Annotated in this window: 25 protein-coding genes; 21 read left to right on the forward strand and 4 right to left on the reverse strand. The window is 66.0% G+C overall.

Annotated elements, in window-relative coordinates; all coding sequences use genetic code 11:
• Positions 1–435 precede the first annotated feature (435 nt).
• Genes AC1DWC_RS17900 through AC1DWC_RS17910 form a run of 3 tightly spaced genes read right to left on the reverse strand, consistent with a single transcriptional unit; the run spans position 436 to position 3121 of the window.
• Positions 436–1302: an ABC transporter permease gene (locus AC1DWC_RS17900; protein ID WP_477910175.1), complete on the reverse strand. Its 867-nt coding sequence runs from the start codon at positions 1300–1302 to the stop codon at positions 436–438.
• Entirely contained in the window at positions 1299–2156 is an 858-nt protein-coding gene (locus tag AC1DWC_RS17905; RefSeq protein WP_477910177.1) for an ABC transporter permease, read from the reverse strand. Before AC1DWC_RS17905 ends, AC1DWC_RS17900 begins: the two co-directional genes overlap by 4 nt.
• Complete coding sequence (locus AC1DWC_RS17910; protein ID WP_477838409.1) at positions 2153–3121, reverse strand: ATP-binding cassette domain-containing protein; 969 nt, start codon at positions 3119–3121, stop codon at positions 2153–2155. The genes AC1DWC_RS17905 and AC1DWC_RS17910 overlap by 4 nt, the downstream gene beginning before the upstream one ends.
• Before the next feature lie 533 nt (positions 3122–3654).
• Between AC1DWC_RS17910 and AC1DWC_RS17915 the strand changes: the two genes are divergently transcribed.
• Positions 3655–4446: an oxygenase MpaB family protein gene (locus AC1DWC_RS17915; RefSeq protein WP_477910179.1), complete on the forward strand. Its 792-nt coding sequence runs from the start codon at positions 3655–3657 to the stop codon at positions 4444–4446.
• Positions 4447–4470: 24 nt separating this feature from the next.
• Here the strand turns inward: AC1DWC_RS17915 and AC1DWC_RS17920 are convergent, their stop codons facing one another.
• Positions 4471–4959 (reverse strand): hotdog fold domain-containing protein, encoded by a 489-nt coding sequence (locus AC1DWC_RS17920; protein WP_477838405.1) that lies wholly within the window; start codon positions 4957–4959, stop codon positions 4471–4473.
• 521 nt (positions 4960–5480) lie between these two features.
• Between AC1DWC_RS17920 and rpsJ the strand changes: the two genes are divergently transcribed.
• The 20 genes from rpsJ to rpmD all read left to right on the forward strand — a co-directional run bounded on the left by rpsJ (position 5481) and on the right by rpmD (position 14778).
• The gene (gene rpsJ / locus AC1DWC_RS17925) at positions 5481–5786 is read left to right on the forward strand and encodes a 30S ribosomal protein S10 (RefSeq protein ID WP_003938093.1); all 306 of its coding nucleotides are present in this window, start codon (positions 5481–5483) and stop codon (positions 5784–5786) included.
• A 20-nt stretch (positions 5787–5806) separates the two neighbouring features.
• On the forward strand, positions 5807–6463 hold the full coding sequence (gene rplC / locus AC1DWC_RS17930; RefSeq protein ID WP_072845943.1) for a 50S ribosomal protein L3: 657 nt from the start codon (positions 5807–5809) through the stop codon (positions 6461–6463).
• Complete coding sequence (rplD, locus tag AC1DWC_RS17935; RefSeq protein WP_072845942.1) at positions 6460–7140, forward strand: 50S ribosomal protein L4; 681 nt, start codon at positions 6460–6462, stop codon at positions 7138–7140. Before rplC ends, rplD begins: the two co-directional genes overlap by 4 nt.
• Positions 7137–7442 carry a 50S ribosomal protein L23 gene (gene rplW, locus AC1DWC_RS17940; RefSeq protein ID WP_072845941.1) on the forward strand — a complete coding sequence of 102 codons (306 nt, stop codon included), beginning with the start codon at positions 7137–7139 and terminating at the stop codon, positions 7440–7442. Before rplD ends, rplW begins: the two co-directional genes overlap by 4 nt.
• A 39-nt stretch (positions 7443–7481) precedes the next feature.
• A complete protein-coding gene (gene rplB, locus AC1DWC_RS17945; protein ID WP_072845940.1) occupies positions 7482–8321 on the forward strand; it encodes a 50S ribosomal protein L2 in 840 nt (279 codons plus the stop codon).
• A gap of 18 nt (positions 8322–8339) precedes the next feature.
• Positions 8340–8621 carry a 30S ribosomal protein S19 gene (rpsS, locus tag AC1DWC_RS17950; protein ID WP_003940820.1) on the forward strand — a complete coding sequence of 94 codons (282 nt, stop codon included), beginning with the start codon at positions 8340–8342 and terminating at the stop codon, positions 8619–8621.
• The gene (gene rplV, locus AC1DWC_RS17955; protein ID WP_072845939.1) at positions 8618–9022 is read left to right on the forward strand and encodes a 50S ribosomal protein L22; all 405 of its coding nucleotides are present in this window, start codon (positions 8618–8620) and stop codon (positions 9020–9022) included. The genes rpsS and rplV overlap by 4 nt, the downstream gene beginning before the upstream one ends.
• Positions 9022–9828 (forward strand): 30S ribosomal protein S3, encoded by an 807-nt coding sequence (gene rpsC / locus AC1DWC_RS17960; RefSeq protein ID WP_477838401.1) that lies wholly within the window; start codon positions 9022–9024, stop codon positions 9826–9828. The genes rplV and rpsC overlap by 1 nt, the downstream gene beginning before the upstream one ends.
• A gap of 4 nt (positions 9829–9832) precedes the next feature.
• A complete protein-coding gene (gene rplP / locus AC1DWC_RS17965; protein WP_072845937.1) occupies positions 9833–10249 on the forward strand; it encodes a 50S ribosomal protein L16 in 417 nt (138 codons plus the stop codon).
• Positions 10249–10485, forward strand: a complete 237-nt coding sequence (gene rpmC, locus AC1DWC_RS17970) for a 50S ribosomal protein L29 (RefSeq protein WP_072845936.1) — start codon at positions 10249–10251, stop codon at positions 10483–10485. The genes rplP and rpmC overlap by 1 nt, the downstream gene beginning before the upstream one ends.
• Positions 10482–10769: a 30S ribosomal protein S17 gene (gene rpsQ, locus AC1DWC_RS17975; protein ID WP_072845935.1), complete on the forward strand. Its 288-nt coding sequence runs from the start codon at positions 10482–10484 to the stop codon at positions 10767–10769. Before rpmC ends, rpsQ begins: the two co-directional genes overlap by 4 nt.
• 256 nt (positions 10770–11025) lie before the next feature.
• On the forward strand, positions 11026–11394 hold the full coding sequence (gene rplN, locus AC1DWC_RS17980) for a 50S ribosomal protein L14 (RefSeq protein ID WP_072845934.1): 369 nt from the start codon (positions 11026–11028) through the stop codon (positions 11392–11394).
• Complete coding sequence (gene rplX, locus AC1DWC_RS17985) at positions 11394–11708, forward strand: 50S ribosomal protein L24 (protein WP_072845933.1); 315 nt, start codon at positions 11394–11396, stop codon at positions 11706–11708. Before rplN ends, rplX begins: the two co-directional genes overlap by 1 nt.
• 1 nt (position 11709) lies before the next feature.
• Positions 11710–12276, forward strand: a complete 567-nt coding sequence (gene rplE, locus AC1DWC_RS17990; RefSeq protein ID WP_072845932.1) for a 50S ribosomal protein L5 — start codon at positions 11710–11712, stop codon at positions 12274–12276.
• Between the two features lie 3 nt (positions 12277–12279).
• On the forward strand, positions 12280–12465 hold the full coding sequence (locus tag AC1DWC_RS17995) for a type Z 30S ribosomal protein S14 (RefSeq protein ID WP_072845931.1): 186 nt from the start codon (positions 12280–12282) through the stop codon (positions 12463–12465).
• Between the two features lie 102 nt (positions 12466–12567).
• Positions 12568–12948: a 30S ribosomal protein S8 gene (gene rpsH / locus AC1DWC_RS18000; RefSeq protein ID WP_477910217.1), complete on the forward strand. Its 381-nt coding sequence runs from the start codon at positions 12568–12570 to the stop codon at positions 12946–12948.
• A 14-nt stretch (positions 12949–12962) separates the two neighbouring features.
• On the forward strand, positions 12963–13502 hold the full coding sequence (gene rplF, locus AC1DWC_RS18005) for a 50S ribosomal protein L6 (RefSeq protein ID WP_477838397.1): 540 nt from the start codon (positions 12963–12965) through the stop codon (positions 13500–13502).
• Position 13503: 1 nt separating this feature from the next.
• A complete protein-coding gene (gene rplR / locus AC1DWC_RS18010) occupies positions 13504–13911 on the forward strand; it encodes a 50S ribosomal protein L18 (RefSeq protein ID WP_072845928.1) in 408 nt (135 codons plus the stop codon).
• Between the two features lie 31 nt (positions 13912–13942).
• Positions 13943–14599: a 30S ribosomal protein S5 gene (gene rpsE / locus AC1DWC_RS18015; RefSeq protein ID WP_072845927.1), complete on the forward strand. Its 657-nt coding sequence runs from the start codon at positions 13943–13945 to the stop codon at positions 14597–14599.
• On the forward strand, positions 14599–14778 hold the full coding sequence (rpmD, locus tag AC1DWC_RS18020) for a 50S ribosomal protein L30 (RefSeq protein WP_072845926.1): 180 nt from the start codon (positions 14599–14601) through the stop codon (positions 14776–14778). Before rpsE ends, rpmD begins: the two co-directional genes overlap by 1 nt.
• Position 14779 lies beyond the last annotated feature (1 nt).

Here is a 14779-nt window from a genome sequence, read left to right on the forward strand (position 1 = left end):
GGTGAACGTCAGCAGCGCGGCGAGCGCCGTCCGGCAAGCCTCGACGCAGGGCAGGCCCGAAAAGTACCCGCGGAGTCCACGGCGGGCGGCGCAGGTCCAGCGGCACGCGGTGCGGACGCCGCCGGAACAACGAATCGGCCCGGACCCGCGGCTCCAGCCGCGCCAGGAACTCATCGACACCGGCACCGTCGACGCAGCGCGGGTCCACTTCTCGGCGCAGACATGCGCGCCGACCGTCACCGCCCCGGCCCTCGCGAATCCGGCTGTCTCTCGGCGCTGCGCGCGAAGTCTGCCGGGGCGGTTACCCGACCTCCGGCGGGGGCGCAGCCGCCGTCCGGGCGGCCTCAGCGCGGATCGGTGAACATACCGCGGCAACCGGCCGTTCTCCCGGGCCCGGTGTCACCCACATCCGAGGGGACGGGGCGTCTCACTGGATCAGATGGGCGTTCCGGCGGCGCGCTTGTAACCGTTGATTGCGGGCCAGGCGAAGATGGCGATCGCGCCGAGCGACCACAGCGTGGTCTTGATCAGCGGCTCGGCTACCGGCCCGCCGAGACTGAGGCCACGCATCGCGTCGATGGCGGTGGACATCGGTTGGTTCTCGACGAAACCCTGCAGCCAGACCGGATAGGCGGCGGTCGGCACGAAGCCCGAGTTGAAGAACATGAGCAGGGTGCAGACCAGGGACAGCAGTTCCACCAGCGGCAGCTTGGCGAAGTTCACCGACAGCGCGGTGACCATGGTCGCGAACCCCACACCCATCAGCAGCGGGACCAGCAGCAGCAGCACACCTGCCAGGAATCCCTGGCCGAATCGGAAGCCGAGAAGTACGCCGACCAACATGATCAGCACGGTGGTCAACACGATCCGCACGGCCTCGGAGATCAGCCGGCTGACCATGCCCGCGGCCCGGTGGGTGGGCAGGATCCAGAACCGAGCCAACAGGCCCTTGCGCCATTCCTCCTTGAGATGGAGGCCGCTGGCCATCGACCCGAACATCGCGCCGACCAGGGCAAGCATTGGTGCGTACCCGTAGACGCTGTTGACGCCGGTGGCCTTGGTGACCGAGATCCCCAGCACCGCCCAGAACATCACCAGCATGACCGACGGGTAGACGATGGCCTGCAGCATGGTGAACGGGTCCTTGGCCGATCTGAGGAGCAGTCGCCAGGTCTGGATCTTGCTGTGGGTGACGAGCGCGTTCCACGACGTCTCGGGGTACACCTCGGTGGGCACCGGGAAACGGAGCGCCACCGACTCAGGCGCTACTACCGGCGCGGGGGCGGAGTGGAGGTCGGTCATCCTCGCCTCACACTCGCCCACACCGTCAGCGGAGCAAACACCAGTGCCAGCCCTGCACACCACAGCAGGGCCGGTGTGAGCACGTGCATGGTGATCGTGCCGGCGGCGATGTCCCGCATGGAGATGGCGAACTGGGAGATCGGCTGGTTTCGGACGAACCACTGCGACCAGCTCGGGAACTGTGCGACGGGCACGAAGCCGGCCGAGAACATGCCGAGGATCAGCTGCGGCAGCGTCAGCGCCTGACTGGTCATTGCCGGGCTCTTGCTCAGGGTGCCGATCAGGTCACCCATCAAAGACAACGTCATCGCGATCGCCAGGGACATTGCGAGGAACAGCACGGTGTTGCTGGTGCCGCCATCGAATCGGAAGCCGATCATGTGGCCGTACGCGAGCGCGGCGATCAACGAGACCGTGCAGTGCACCAGCGCGGCGGTCATCCTGGACATCAGTGGCACGGCGGCGAAGATCGGCATCGTCTGGAACCGGTCGTTCATGCCGTTCGATGCTTCGAGGGCCGCCCGGCCGGCGGCCGAGATGGCGGTGAAGGCCATTGCCTGCAGGACGATGATCGGCATCACGAACTGTGCGTAGTCGATGCCCTGGAATCGCATCACCAGCCTCAGTGGCAGGTAGAAGCCGATGGTGAAGATGGCGGGGGCCAGCACGGCGATGAGGAACTGCCCGGTGGTCCACATGCTGCGCAGGCTTCGGCCGGACAGCGCCAGCCATTGCTGCACGCTCGACAGTTCGGGCCGACGGTGGCGGCCGGTCCGCGCGACAGCCCTCGAACGCGGCTCCGGCGGTCGGCCCTCGTCCGAGGTTCTGGTGGTGCCGGCCGTGATCGCGGTCATGACTCCTCGTCCTCGGAGACCTGGGGTTTGCCCGTCAGGGCCAGGAAGACGTCGTCGAGCGACGGTCGGCGCAGTGCGATGTCCGCCAGTGGGATCCTGGCGATGTCGAGCCGACGCAGCGCCTCGGCCAGCGTCTGGGCGCCGTACTGCGCGGGAATCGACAGCCGGTCGTGAGCGGTCTCGGTGATGTACTCCGGGGGGGCGAGGCTGGTGAGGACCGCGTAGACCCTCGGCAGGTCCTCGAGTCGCATCGGGACGACCTCGCAGAAGCTGCCGCCGGTCCGTTCCTTGAGTTGGTCCGCCGTGCCCTCGGCGATCACGGTGCCCTTGTCGATCACGACGATGTTGTCGCTGAGGACGTCGGCTTCCTCGAGGTACTGGGTGGTGAGGAGGACGGTGATGCCCTCGTTCTTGAGGTCTTGCACCAGCGTCCACACTCCCTGGCGGCTGCGCGGGTCCAGGCCGGTGGTCGGCTCGTCGAGGAACACCACCTCGGGGCGGGTCACCAGCCCGCAGGCGATGTCCACTCGCCGGCGCATGCCGCCGGAGTAGCCGGACACCTTGCGTTCCGCGGCATAGACGAGGTCGAACTGATTCAGCAGCTCTTCGGCCCGAGTCTTGGCGGCCTGCCGATTCAGGCCCATCAGTCGGCCGAAGAGAATCAGGTTCTCCCGGCCGTTGAGCGATTCGTCGAGGGCGGCGTACTGGCCAGTCATCATGATCGAACGCCGAACCGACGCGCCCTGGGTCGCCACGTCGTGGCCGGCGACCAGCGCGCGTCCGGAATCGGGGCGCAGCAAGGTGGAGAGCACGTTGACCGTGGTCGTCTTACCAGCGCCGTTCGGCCCGAGAATCCCGAGCACAGTGCCGCGCGGCACCTCGAAGCTGACCCCCTGAAGCGCTTTCACGTCACCGAAGGACTTGCGGATTCCCTCGACGAGGACCGCAGAGTGGGGTGAAGGCATGCCCGCGAGTATGTCATGGGTAGCTGTATGCGGAGGCTGTCCGGGCTGTGAATCCGGCGGGTTCGGCTGGTGGCGAACAGGTTGGTAACACTCGGCGGGTACAGATCGATAGGCACTGAATGTCCTGTACGCGGCCGGCCGGCTGGCACGCGCAATCTCGCCGAATGGCAGGAATCACTGCGGGTGGTGGGCAAGGACACCGTCGGTCGATCGGACCCGGTCCGAGTGTCACTCCGTGACGCTGCTTGCCCGATTCCTGGTCGGCGCCGGCGCCACCGATTCGAGTCACCTGAGGTGGTCAAGTCGTGGCGGGGGTGTCGTCCGGGGCCCCGCACGCACCCGATCCCGAACCCCCGAGGGAACCCCTCGCAGGCGTCCGCCTCCGACGACTGACCGTGTCGGATGTCGGAAGTTAACGGAGAATCTCGTCGGTGCGCGGTGGAGATGATCGTGTTGCTGCAGTTGAGAGTATTGGTGCGGCGGTTTCGTCCGGATGCTGGTGAACCGTGAACTGCTGTGGTTTCATCAATCGCATGAGCCGTCGCGCCGTACACATCGAGGATCTCGCCGGCGAGGGCGTCATGCTCGCCGCCGGCGGCCGGGCGATCCTGCTGCAGATTGCCAACGAGGGCGTCGGGCACGGCGTCGCGGACCACAGCGACTTCGCCTACCGCTCGGTCGACCGGCTGCGGACCACGATGACGTACATCTATGCCGTGGTCTACGGGACCGAGGCCGAGCGCGCCGCGGTGGTGCGGATGGTGAACAAGGCGCACGCGAAGGTTCGTGCGGAGAACTACAACGCCTTCGACCCCGAACTGCAGCTGTGGGTGGCGGCGACGCTCTACGAGAGTGCGGTGAGCCTCTACGAGCGGCTCTTCGGCCCGCTCGACGACGCGAATGCGGACGCGCTGTACCGGGAGTACGCGGTGCTCGGGACCGCGCTGCAGGTGCCGGCCGGGATGTGGCCGCGTGACCGCGCCGCGTTTGCCGCCTATTGGAAGGAAGAACTCGACCGCGTCGAGGTGGACGCACAGGTGCGGGCGACCTCCCGGGACCTGTTCCATCCGGTGAAGGCGCCGATGCTGATCCGCTGGAACCTGCCGGCGTACCGCTGGCTCACCACCGGGTTGTTGCCGGCACAGCTGCGCGAGAAGTTCGAGTTGCCGTGGACAGTGCGGGACCAGCGCCGGTTCGAGCGGGTGATGACGCTGCTCTCGTGGGTGTACCCGCGGATCCCCGCCGCGGTGCGGCATGCGCCCAAGACGGTCTACCTGTGGGACATGCGCCGCCGGCTGCGTACCCGCGGCGGTATCGAGGCCTGACCGCGGGTGCCGGCGGCCGCCGGGTCAGGCGGGCGTCAGCCAGATGGTGATGTCGGCGTGCACCACCTCGGTGCCGGACTTGTCGTAGATCGCGACCGGCACGGTGAGCTCGGTGCCCGAGGTGATCTCATCGAACCGGGGCAGTGCCGGCAACGACGCGACCGCGCGCAGCCCGGACTCGGCCTTGGCCAGGTACCGGGTGTTCATCGCCTTCGGGATCCAGCGGTGCGTGGTGGGGACGGTCGCCTCGGCGAGCATGCCCATGGCGGCCTCGGCGAGATTGCAGGCGGCGATCGCGTGGAACGTCCCGATGTGGTTGTGGACGCCCCACCATTTCGGGGCCCGCACCTCGCACCGCCCCGGCTCGAGCGCGGTGACGCGGGGGAGCACGGTTGCGAAGTACGGCACCCGGGCGCACATGCCCAGTGAGAACAGTGCGGGGCGAAGTGCGTTGTCCGGCAGTCGGAGCCAGCTGCGGTACGTCGGGCTGGGTGAGGGGGTCTGGGTGGCCATGCCACCAATCTTACTCTGGAGTAAGATTGACGTGACCCAGTCGGCGTCGGCGAGGAGTTGAACTCGCTGCCGGTCTGCGGCATACTGTTCAGGTTGCCTTGACCCGGGACGTGCTGTTTTGCGGCCTGCGTCGGGCGAGTGAGGGTCATGCACCCGGCGTGCCAGGGATGAAAGTCCCGGGAGGCCTGGTCAGAACCAGTGCAAGACGGAAGCAGTACCACCAGGTGCTCATTACGAGCGCATCCGGTGCACATTCTTCAGATCGGTGCGAAAGCGCGGATCGGAGAATGAGTGGGAGGGCGACACGCCCGACCGCGTGTGTCGGAGATCCATGACAGATGAACAGCGGCAGCGGATCGGATTCTTTCGATCGGGATCGGATTCTTTTGCGATCGCCAACGTTCGGACACTCATGGGCTGGGCAGGAACTGTGCAGACGAGGTAGCCCCAGCCGGGTCTACGTGAACGAAGTAGCCCCCCGGGTCTACAAGGGCCTATTCGGCAAGGAAGAGGACACAAGCGTGGCGGGACAGAAGATCCGCATCAGGCTCAAGGCCTACGACCATGAGGCGATCGATGCGTCAGCGCGCAAGATCGTCGAGACGGTGACCCGTACCGGGGCCCGTGTCGTTGGACCGGTGCCGTTGCCGACCGAAAAGAATGTGTACTGCGTCATCCGCTCGCCGCACAAGTACAAGGACTCGCGCGAGCACTTCGAGATGCGTACCCACAAGCGGCTGATTGACATCCTCGACCCGACGCCCAAGACAGTCGATGCCCTCATGCGCATCGATCTGCCGGCCAGCGTTGATGTCAACATCCAGTGAGCGCGGCGGAGACAAAAACAATGACTGAGAACAAGATCAAGGGAATCCTGGGCACGAAGCTCGGCATGACCCAGGTCTTCGACGAGAACAACCGGGTCGTCCCGGTGACCGTCGTCAAGGCTGGGCCCAACGTCGTCACCCAGATCCGTACCGAAGAGCGTGACGGCTACAGCGCCGTGCAGCTCGCGTTCGGCGCCATCGACCCGCGCAAGGTGAACAAGCCGGAGGCCGGCCAGTTCGCCAAGGCCGGCGTCACCCCGCGTCGCCACGTCGTCGAGCTCCGCGTTGCCGACACCTCCGAGTACGAGGTCGGCCAGGAGCTCACCGCCGAGCTGTTCGAGGACGGCGGCTACGTCGACGTCACCGGCACCAGCAAGGGCAAGGGCTACGCCGGTGTCATGAAGCGTCACGGCTTCAAGGGTCAGGGCGCCTCGCACGGCACCCAGGCCGTGCACCGTCGCCCCGGTTCCATCGGTGGTTGCGCCACCCCCGGCCGCGTGTTCAAGGGCATGCGCATGGCGGGTCGCATGGGTAGCGACCGCATCACGACGCAGAACCTCTCGGTCCACAAGGTGGATGCCGAGAACGGTCTGCTGCTCATCAAGGGTGCGATCCCGGGCCGCAAGGGTGGCCTCGTGATCGTCAAGACCGCAGTGAAGGGTGGTGCGTCCGCATGACCGAGACCGCAACCAAGCTGACCCTCGACGTCCGCACCGCCGACGGCGGCACCAACGGGACCGTCGACCTTCCCGCCGAGCTCTTCGACGTGACGGCCAACATCTCGCTGATGCACCAGGTCGTCGTCGCGCAGCTCGCTGCGGCACGTCAGGGCACGCACTCCACCAAGACCCGCGGCGAGGTTCGCGGTGGTGGCAAGAAGCCGTACCGCCAGAAGGGCACCGGCCGCGCCCGTCAGGGTTCGACCCGCGCTCCGCAGTTCGCCGGTGGTGGCATCGTGCACGGCCCGCAGCCGCGCAACTACGCGCAGCGCACGCCCAAGAAGATGATTGCCGCCGCCCTGCGCGGTGCACTCTCCGACCGGGCACGCAACGAGCGCATCCACGTGATCACCGAGCTCGTCGCCGGGCAGACTCCGTCCACCAAGGGCGCGAAGAAGTTCCTCGGCGAGATCTCCGATCGCAAGAAGGTCCTGCTCGTCGTGGGCCGCGAGGACATCGCAGCCTGGAAGAGCGTGCACAACCTGGAAGGCGTGCACCCCATCGCACCCGACCAGCTGAACACGTACGACGTGCTCAACAGCGACGATGTCGTGTTCAGCGTCGAGGCGCTCAACGCGTTCATCCACGGGCCGGCCGAGTCCGCCCAGGCAGACAGCAAGGAGGAGAGCAAGTGAGCACCATCGCTGACCCCCGCGACATCTTGCTGGCCCCGGTGATCTCCGAGAAGTCCTACGGACTGATCGAGGAGGGTACTTACACCTTCCTGGTGCACCCGGACTCGAACAAGACGCAGATCAAGATTGCCGTCGAGAAGGTCTTCGGCGTCAAGGTGACCAGCGTCAACACGGCCAACCGTCAGGGCAAGCGCAAGCGGACGAAGTTCGGTTTCGGCAAGCGCAAGGACACCAAGCGCGCGCTCGTGACCCTCTCGGCCGACAGCAAGCCCATCGAGATCTTCGGAGGACCGGTCGCGTAAGCGCCGGGACTTGACGAGACATAGAGGACGAGAAGACTCATGGCAATCCGTAAGTACAAGCCGACTACCCCGGGCCGTCGTGGCTCGAGCGTCTCGGACTTCGCCGAGATCACTCGGTCGACTCCCGAGAAGTCGCTTATTCGCCCGCTGCATGGTCGCGGTGGTCGTAACGCCCACGGTCGAATCACCACTCGACACAAGGGTGGCGGCCACAAGCGCGCCTACCGGCTGATCGATTTCCGTCGTAACGACAAGGACGGCGTGCCGGCCAAGGTCGCTCACATCGAGTACGACCCCAACCGCACGGCGAACATCGCCCTGCTGCACTACGCCGACGGTGAGAAGCGCTACATCATCGCGCCGAAGGACCTCAAGCAGGGTGCGAAGGTCGAGTCCGGTGTCGGAGCCGACATCAAGCCGGGCAACAACCTGCCGCTGCGCAACATCCCGACCGGTACCACCGTGCATGCGGTGGAGCTGCGTCCGGGTGGCGGCGCCAAGATGGCCCGCTCCGCCGGTGCCAGCATCCAGCTGCTGGGCAAGGAGGGCGCGTACGCGACCCTGCGTATGCCGTCCGGTGAGATCCGTCGCGTCGACGTGCGTTGCCGCGCGTCGGTCGGCGAGGTCGGCAACGCCGAGCAGTCGAACATCAACTGGGGCAAGGCCGGCCGTATGCGCTGGAAGGGCAAGCGCCCGACCGTCCGTGGTGTCGTGATGAACCCGGTCGACCACCCGCACGGTGGTGGCGAGGGCAAGACCTCCGGTGGTCGCCACCCGGTCAGCCCGTGGGGACAGCCTGAGGGCCGTACCCGCAAGCCCAACAAGCCGAGCGACAAGCTCATCGTCCGTCGCCGCCGTTCCGGCAAGAACAAGCGCTAGTCAAGGAGGGAGTGAAGGATGCCACGCAGCCTTAAGAAGGGCCCGTTCGTCGATGACCACCTCCTTGCGAAGGTGGACGTGCAGAACGAAAAGGGAACCAAGCAGGTCATCAAGACCTGGTCCCGTCGTTCCACGATCATCCCGGATTTCATCGGGCACACGTTCGCGGTGCACGACGGCCGTAAGCACGTTCCCGTGTTTGTCTCCGACTCGATGGTTGGACACAAGCTCGGAGAGTTCGCACCGACCCGCACGTTCAAGGGTCACATCAAGGATGATCGGAAGGCGAAGAGGCGATGAGTAACACCGAAACCGCCAACCCGACCGCCAAGGCAATCGCGCGCCACGTGCGCGTGACGCCGATGAAGGCGCGTCGTGTCGTGGACCTGGTTCGCGGGCGCTCGGTCGAGGACGCGCTGAACATCCTGCGGTTCGCGCCGCAGGCCGCCAGCGAGCCGGTTGCGAAGGTGATCGCCAGCGCAGCTGCGAACGCCGAGAACAACCTGGACCTGGACCCCAGCACGCTCGTCGTTGCGACGGCGTACGTGGACGAGGGCGCGACCCTCAAGCGGTTCCAGCCGCGTGCACAGGGACGTGCGTTCCGGATCCGCAAGCGCACCAGCCACATCACGGTCATCGTGGAGAGCCTGCCCAAGGCCGGCGCCGCGACCCGTAATCGCCGGAAGGGAAGTGCTCGATAGTGGGCCAGAAAATCAACCCGCACGGCTTCCGCCTCGGCATTACGACCGACTGGAAGTCTCGCTGGTACGCAGACAAGCAGTACGCGGAGTACGTCAAGGAAGATGTCGCCATCCGCAAGCTCCTCGCCACGGGCATGGAGCGGGCCGGCATCGCGAAGGTGGAGATCGAGCGCACCCGTGACCGGGTTCGCGTCGACATCCACACCGCTCGTCCGGGCATCGTCATCGGCCGCCGCGGCGCCGAGGCCGATCGCATCCGCGCCGAGCTGGAGAAGCTGACCGGCAAGCAGGTTCAGCTGAACATCCTCGAGGTCAAGAACGCCGAGGCCGAGGCCCAGCTCGTGGCCCAGGGTGTCGCCGAGCAGCTGTCGAACCGTGTCGCGTTCCGTCGCGCCATGCGTAAGGCAATCCAGTCTGCGATGCGTCAGCCCAACGTCAAGGGCATCCGGGTGCAGTGCTCGGGTCGTCTCGGCGGTGCCGAGATGTCCCGCTCGGAGTTCTACCGCGAGGGTCGGGTTCCGCTGCACACGCTGCGTGCGGACATCGACTACGGGCTCTACGAGGCCAAGACCACCTTCGGCCGCATCGGCGTGAAGGTCTGGATCTACAAGGGCGACATCGTCGGCGGCAAGCGTGAGGTCACCGCCAGCGCAGCCCCGGCCGGCGACCGCCCGCGCCGCGAGCGTCCCTCGCGTCCGCGTCGCTCCGGTGCCTCGGGCACCACCGCGACCAGCACCGAGGCCGGCCGCGCCGCAACCGCGACCGCCGAGGCTCCGGTTTCCACCGACACGAATCAGGAGGGCTGACGCTATGTTGATCCCCCGTCGGGTCAAGCACCGCAAGCAGCACCACCCGAGCCGTACCGGTGCCGCCAAGGGTGGCACCCAGGTGACCTTCGGTGACTACGGCATCCAGGCTCTCGAGCCCGCCTACATCACCAACCGTCAGATCGAGTCCGCTCGTATCGCGATGACGCGCCACATCAAGCGTGGCGGCAAGATCTGGATCAACATCTTCCCGGATCGCCCGCTCACGAAGAAGCCTGCCGAGACCCGAATGGGTTCCGGTAAGGGTTCGCCCGAGTGGTGGATCGCGAACGTCAAGCCGGGCCGCGTCATGTTCGAGATGACGTACCCCAACGAGGAGACTGCTCGCGAGGCCCTGACCCGCGCGATGCACAAGCTCCCCTGCAAGTGCCGGATCGTCACGAGGGAGGAGCAGTTCTGATGGCTACTGGAACCCCAGCCGCAGAGCTCCGCGAGCTCACGGAAGAGGAGCTGGTCACCCGGCTCCGCGAGTCGAAGGAAGAGCTGTTCAACCTGCGCTTCCAGATGGCGACCGGTCAGTTGGACAACAACCGTCGTCTGCGGACCGTCCGCCACGAGATCGCGCGTGTCTACACCGTCATGCGTGAGCGTGAGCTCGGTCTCGCCGCCGGACCCGATGCGGGTGACGCGGCATGAGTGAGAACCAGAAGGACAGCGCAGTGAGTGAAGAGCGCGGCATGCGCAAGACCCGCATCGGCTACGTGGTCTCCGACAAGATGGAGAAGACCATCGTGGTCGAGCTCGAGGACCGGGTCAAGCACCCGCTCTACGGCAAGATCATCCGCCGTACCACCAAGGTCAAGGCGCACGACGAGAACAGCGTCGCCGGCGTCGGCGACCGCGTCCAGCTGATGGAGACCCGACCGCTGTCGGCGACCAAGCGCTGGCGTCTGGTCGAGGTGCTCGAGAAGGCCAAGTAGGAACAGCAGTACCGTGCAGCGGCCCGCTCCCCGTCGGGGGCGGGCCGCTGCCATTTCAGAGTGGTTTACCGTCGCCGGTGCCAGGTCAGCTCGGGTGCGGGGGAGTGGGGTCGATTTGGCATCGGCCCTGCAGTTCCCTACACTAGAGCGGTTGCCTGTGCCTCCGCGTGTCCGCATGCGGGTGGGTGGGGCAACAGGCCGCGCGCATCGGGTCGGTATCCGCTGCGTAAGAAAATCCAGGTCTTAGGAGAGATCAGTGATCCAGCAGGAGTCGCGACTGCGTGTCGCCGACAACACGGGTGCCAAGGAGATTCTCTGCATCCGCGTTCTCGGCGGATCGTCTCGTCGCTACGCCGGGATCGGCGACATCATCGTCGGAACCGTCAAGGACGCCATCCCCGGTGGCAACATCAAGAAGGGCGAGATCGTCAAGGCGGTCATCGTTCGCACCACCAAGGAGCGTCGCCGTCCGGACGGTTCGTACATCAAGTTCGATGAGAACGCTGCCGTTCTCATCAAGCCTGACCACGATCCCCGCGGTACCCGCATCTTCGGCCCCGTCGGCCGCGAGCTGCGCGACAAGAAGTTCATGAAGATCGTCTCGCTCGCCCCGGAGGTGCTGTGATGAAGGTGCACAAGGGTGACACCGTTCTGGTCATCGCCGGCAAGGACAAGGGCGCGAAGGGCAAGGTCATCAAGGCCTTCCCCGCGACCGACAAGGTCCTCGTCGAGGGCGTGAACCGGATCAAGAAGCACACCGCGGTCTCCGCGAACGAGCGTGGCGCCTCCGTCGGCGGCATCGTCACGCAGGAGGCCCCGATCCACGTCTCGAACGTGCAGGTCGTGGACTCGGACGGCAACGCCACTCGCGTGGGTTACCGGACCGATGACAACGGCAAGCGGGTTCGGATCTCCCGTAAGAACGGGAAGGACATCTGAGATGACTAGCACTGAGAACAAGATCCAGCCGCGTCTGAAGGCCCGCTACCGTGCGGAGATCAAGGACGCGCTGAACGCGGAGTTCGCCTACGCGAACGTCATGCAGATCCCCGGCGTCGTCAAGGTCGTCGTCAACATGGGTGTCGGCGACGCCGCCCGTGACGCGAAGCTCATCAACGGTGCGGTCACCGACCTCGAGCTGATCACCGGCCAGAAGCCGGAGATCCGCAAGGCTCGCAAGTCCATCGCGCAGTTCAAGCTCCGCGAGGGCATGCCCATCGGCGCGCGCGTCACCCTCCGTGGCGACCGCATGTGGGAGTTCCTGGACCGTCTCGTGTCCATCGCGCTGCCCCGTATCAGGGACTTCCGCGGCCTGTCGGGCACGCAGTTCGACGGCAACGGCAACTACACCTTCGGTCTCAACGAGCAGTCGATGTTCCACGAGATCGATGTGGACAAGATCGATCGCCCGCGCGGTATGGACATCACCGTCGTGACGACCGCCACCAACAACGAAGAAGGCCGTGCCCTGCTCAAGCACCTCGGCTTCCCGTTCAAGGAGAACTGAGCCATGGCGAAGAAGGCACTGGTCAACAAGGCCAACAAGAAGCCGAAGTTCGCGGTGCGCGCCTACACCCGCTGCCAGCGGTGCGGCCGGCCCCACTCGGTGTTCCGCAAGTTCGGCCTGTGCCGAATCTGCCTGCGCGAGATGGCCCACGCGGGCGAGCTGCCCGGCGTTCACAAGAGCTCCTGGTAGCACAGACTTCTGGCTCGCAGCCGTGAGCCAGTTCAATAGGAAAACCCCTTCGCGGTAGGCCCACGGCCGGCCCGGGGGGGGGGGGGGGGGGGGACCGATCCGATCGCAGACTTCTTGACTCGTCTGCGCAACGCCAACACGGCGTTTCACGACGAGGTGAAGCTTCCCCACTCGAAGATCAAGGCGAACATCGCCGAGATCCTCAAGCGCGAGGGTTACATCTCCGACTTCCGTACCGAGGACGCCGAGGTGGGCAAGACCCTCATCGTCGACCTGAAGTACGGACCCAGCCGAGAGCGCAGCCTCGCGGGCGTCCGGCGCGTTTCCAAGCCCGGTCTCCGGGTTTACGCGAAGTCCACCAACCTGCCCAAGGTCCTGGGCGGCCTCGGCGTGGCGATCATCTCCACGTCATCCGGCCTGCTCACGGATCGTCAGGCGGCCAAGCAGGGCGTGGGCGGCGAAGTCCTCGCCTACGTCTGGTAAGGGAGGCCACCACAATGTCGCGTATTGGAAAGATTCCGGTCACCGTCCCCGCGGGCGTTGACGTCACCATCGATGGTCAGGACATCTCGGTGAAGGGCCCCAAGGGCGCCCTCTCGCTGACGGTCTCCGAGCCGATCGCCATCACCAAGGGCGAGGACGGTGCCGTTCTGGTCACCCGTCCGGACGACGAGCGTCGCAGCCGCGCGCTGCACGGCCTCTCGCGCACCCTGGTCGCGAACCTCATCACCGGTGTCACCGAGGGTTACACCACCAAGATGGAGATTCACGGCGTCGGCTACCGCGTCGCACTGAAGGGCAAGGACCTCGAGTTCGCCCTGGGCTACAGCCACCCCGTGCCGATCGAGGCGCCGGAGGGCATCACCTTCGTGGTCGAGTCGCCCACCCGGTTCTCGGTGTCCGGCATCGACAAGCAGAAGGTCGGCCAGATCTCGGCCAACATCCGTCGTCTGCGTCGCCCCGACCCCTACAAGGGCAAGGGCGTTCGCTACGAGGGTGAGCAGATCCGCCGCAAGGTCGGAAAGACGGGTAAGTGATATGAGCCAGACTGCAAACCAGAAAGCCAAGCGGATTCCGCTGGGCAAGGATGCGTCCACCACGCGTCGTCTCGCGAAGACGCGTCGTCACTTCCGTCTTCGCAAGAAGATCTCCGGCACGCCCGAGCGTCCTCGCCTGGTCGTCAACCGGTCTTCTCGCCACATCCACGTGCAGCTCGTGGACGACCTCGCCGGCCACACGCTGGCGGCGGCGTCGACCATCGAGGCCGACATCCGTGGCGCGGAGGGCGACAAGAAGGCCCTCAGCGCCAAGGTGGGTCAGCTGATCGCCGAGCGCGCCAAGGCCGCCGGCATCGAAGCTGTGGTCTTCGACCACGGTGGACACGGCTACCACGGTCGCATCGCGGCACTCGCGGATGCAGCCCGCGAAAGCGGGTTGAAGTTCTGATGACCAACATTTCGAACGGAAGGACAGTCTGATGCCGGGACGTCAGAGGCGTGACGGCGGCAGCGGACCCGCCGGACAGAATGGCCCCAACACCGGGGACAACCGTGGCGGCGGCGACCGTCGTGGCGGCGGCCGTGACGATCGTCGCGGTGGCCAGTCGGCCGAGAAGTCGAACTTCATCGAGCGCGTTGTCACCATCAACCGTGTCTCCAAGGTCGTCAAGGGTGGTCGTCGCTTCAGCTTCACCGCTCTGGTGATCGTGGGCGACGGCAACGGACTCGTCGGCGTCGGCTACGGCAAGGCCAAGGAAGTTCCCGCGGCCATCCAGAAGGGTGTCGAGGAGGCTCGCAAGAGCTTCTTCCGCGTCCCGATGATCGGCTCCACCATCACCCACCCGATCCAGGGTGAGGCGGCGGCCGGTGTGGTCATGCTCCGTCCGGCCAGCCCGGGTACCGGTGTCATTGCCGGTGGCGCGGTGCGTGCCGTGCTGGAGTGCGCGGGTATCGCGGACATCCTGTCGAAGTCGCTCGGTAGCGACAACGCCATCAACGTCGTTCACGCGACCGTTGCTGCGCTCAAGGGTCTGCAGCGTCCCGAGGAAGTTGCGGCTCGCCGCGGCCTGACCCTCGAAGAGGTTGCCCCCGCCGGCATGCTGCGCGCTCGCGCACAGGCTGGGAGCGTGAAGTAATGGCAGATCTCAAGGTCACCCAGATCAAGAGCACCATCGGGACCAAGCAGAACCAGAAGGATTCTCTGCGCACGCTCGGTCTCAAGGGCATCCGTCAGACCGTTGTTCGTGAGGACAACGCACAGAACCGCGGTCTGATCAACGTGGTGCGCCACCTCGTAACCGTTGAGGAGGTCTAAC

It is taken from the genome of Rhodococcus sp. P4_C10 (genome assembly GCF_056402135.1).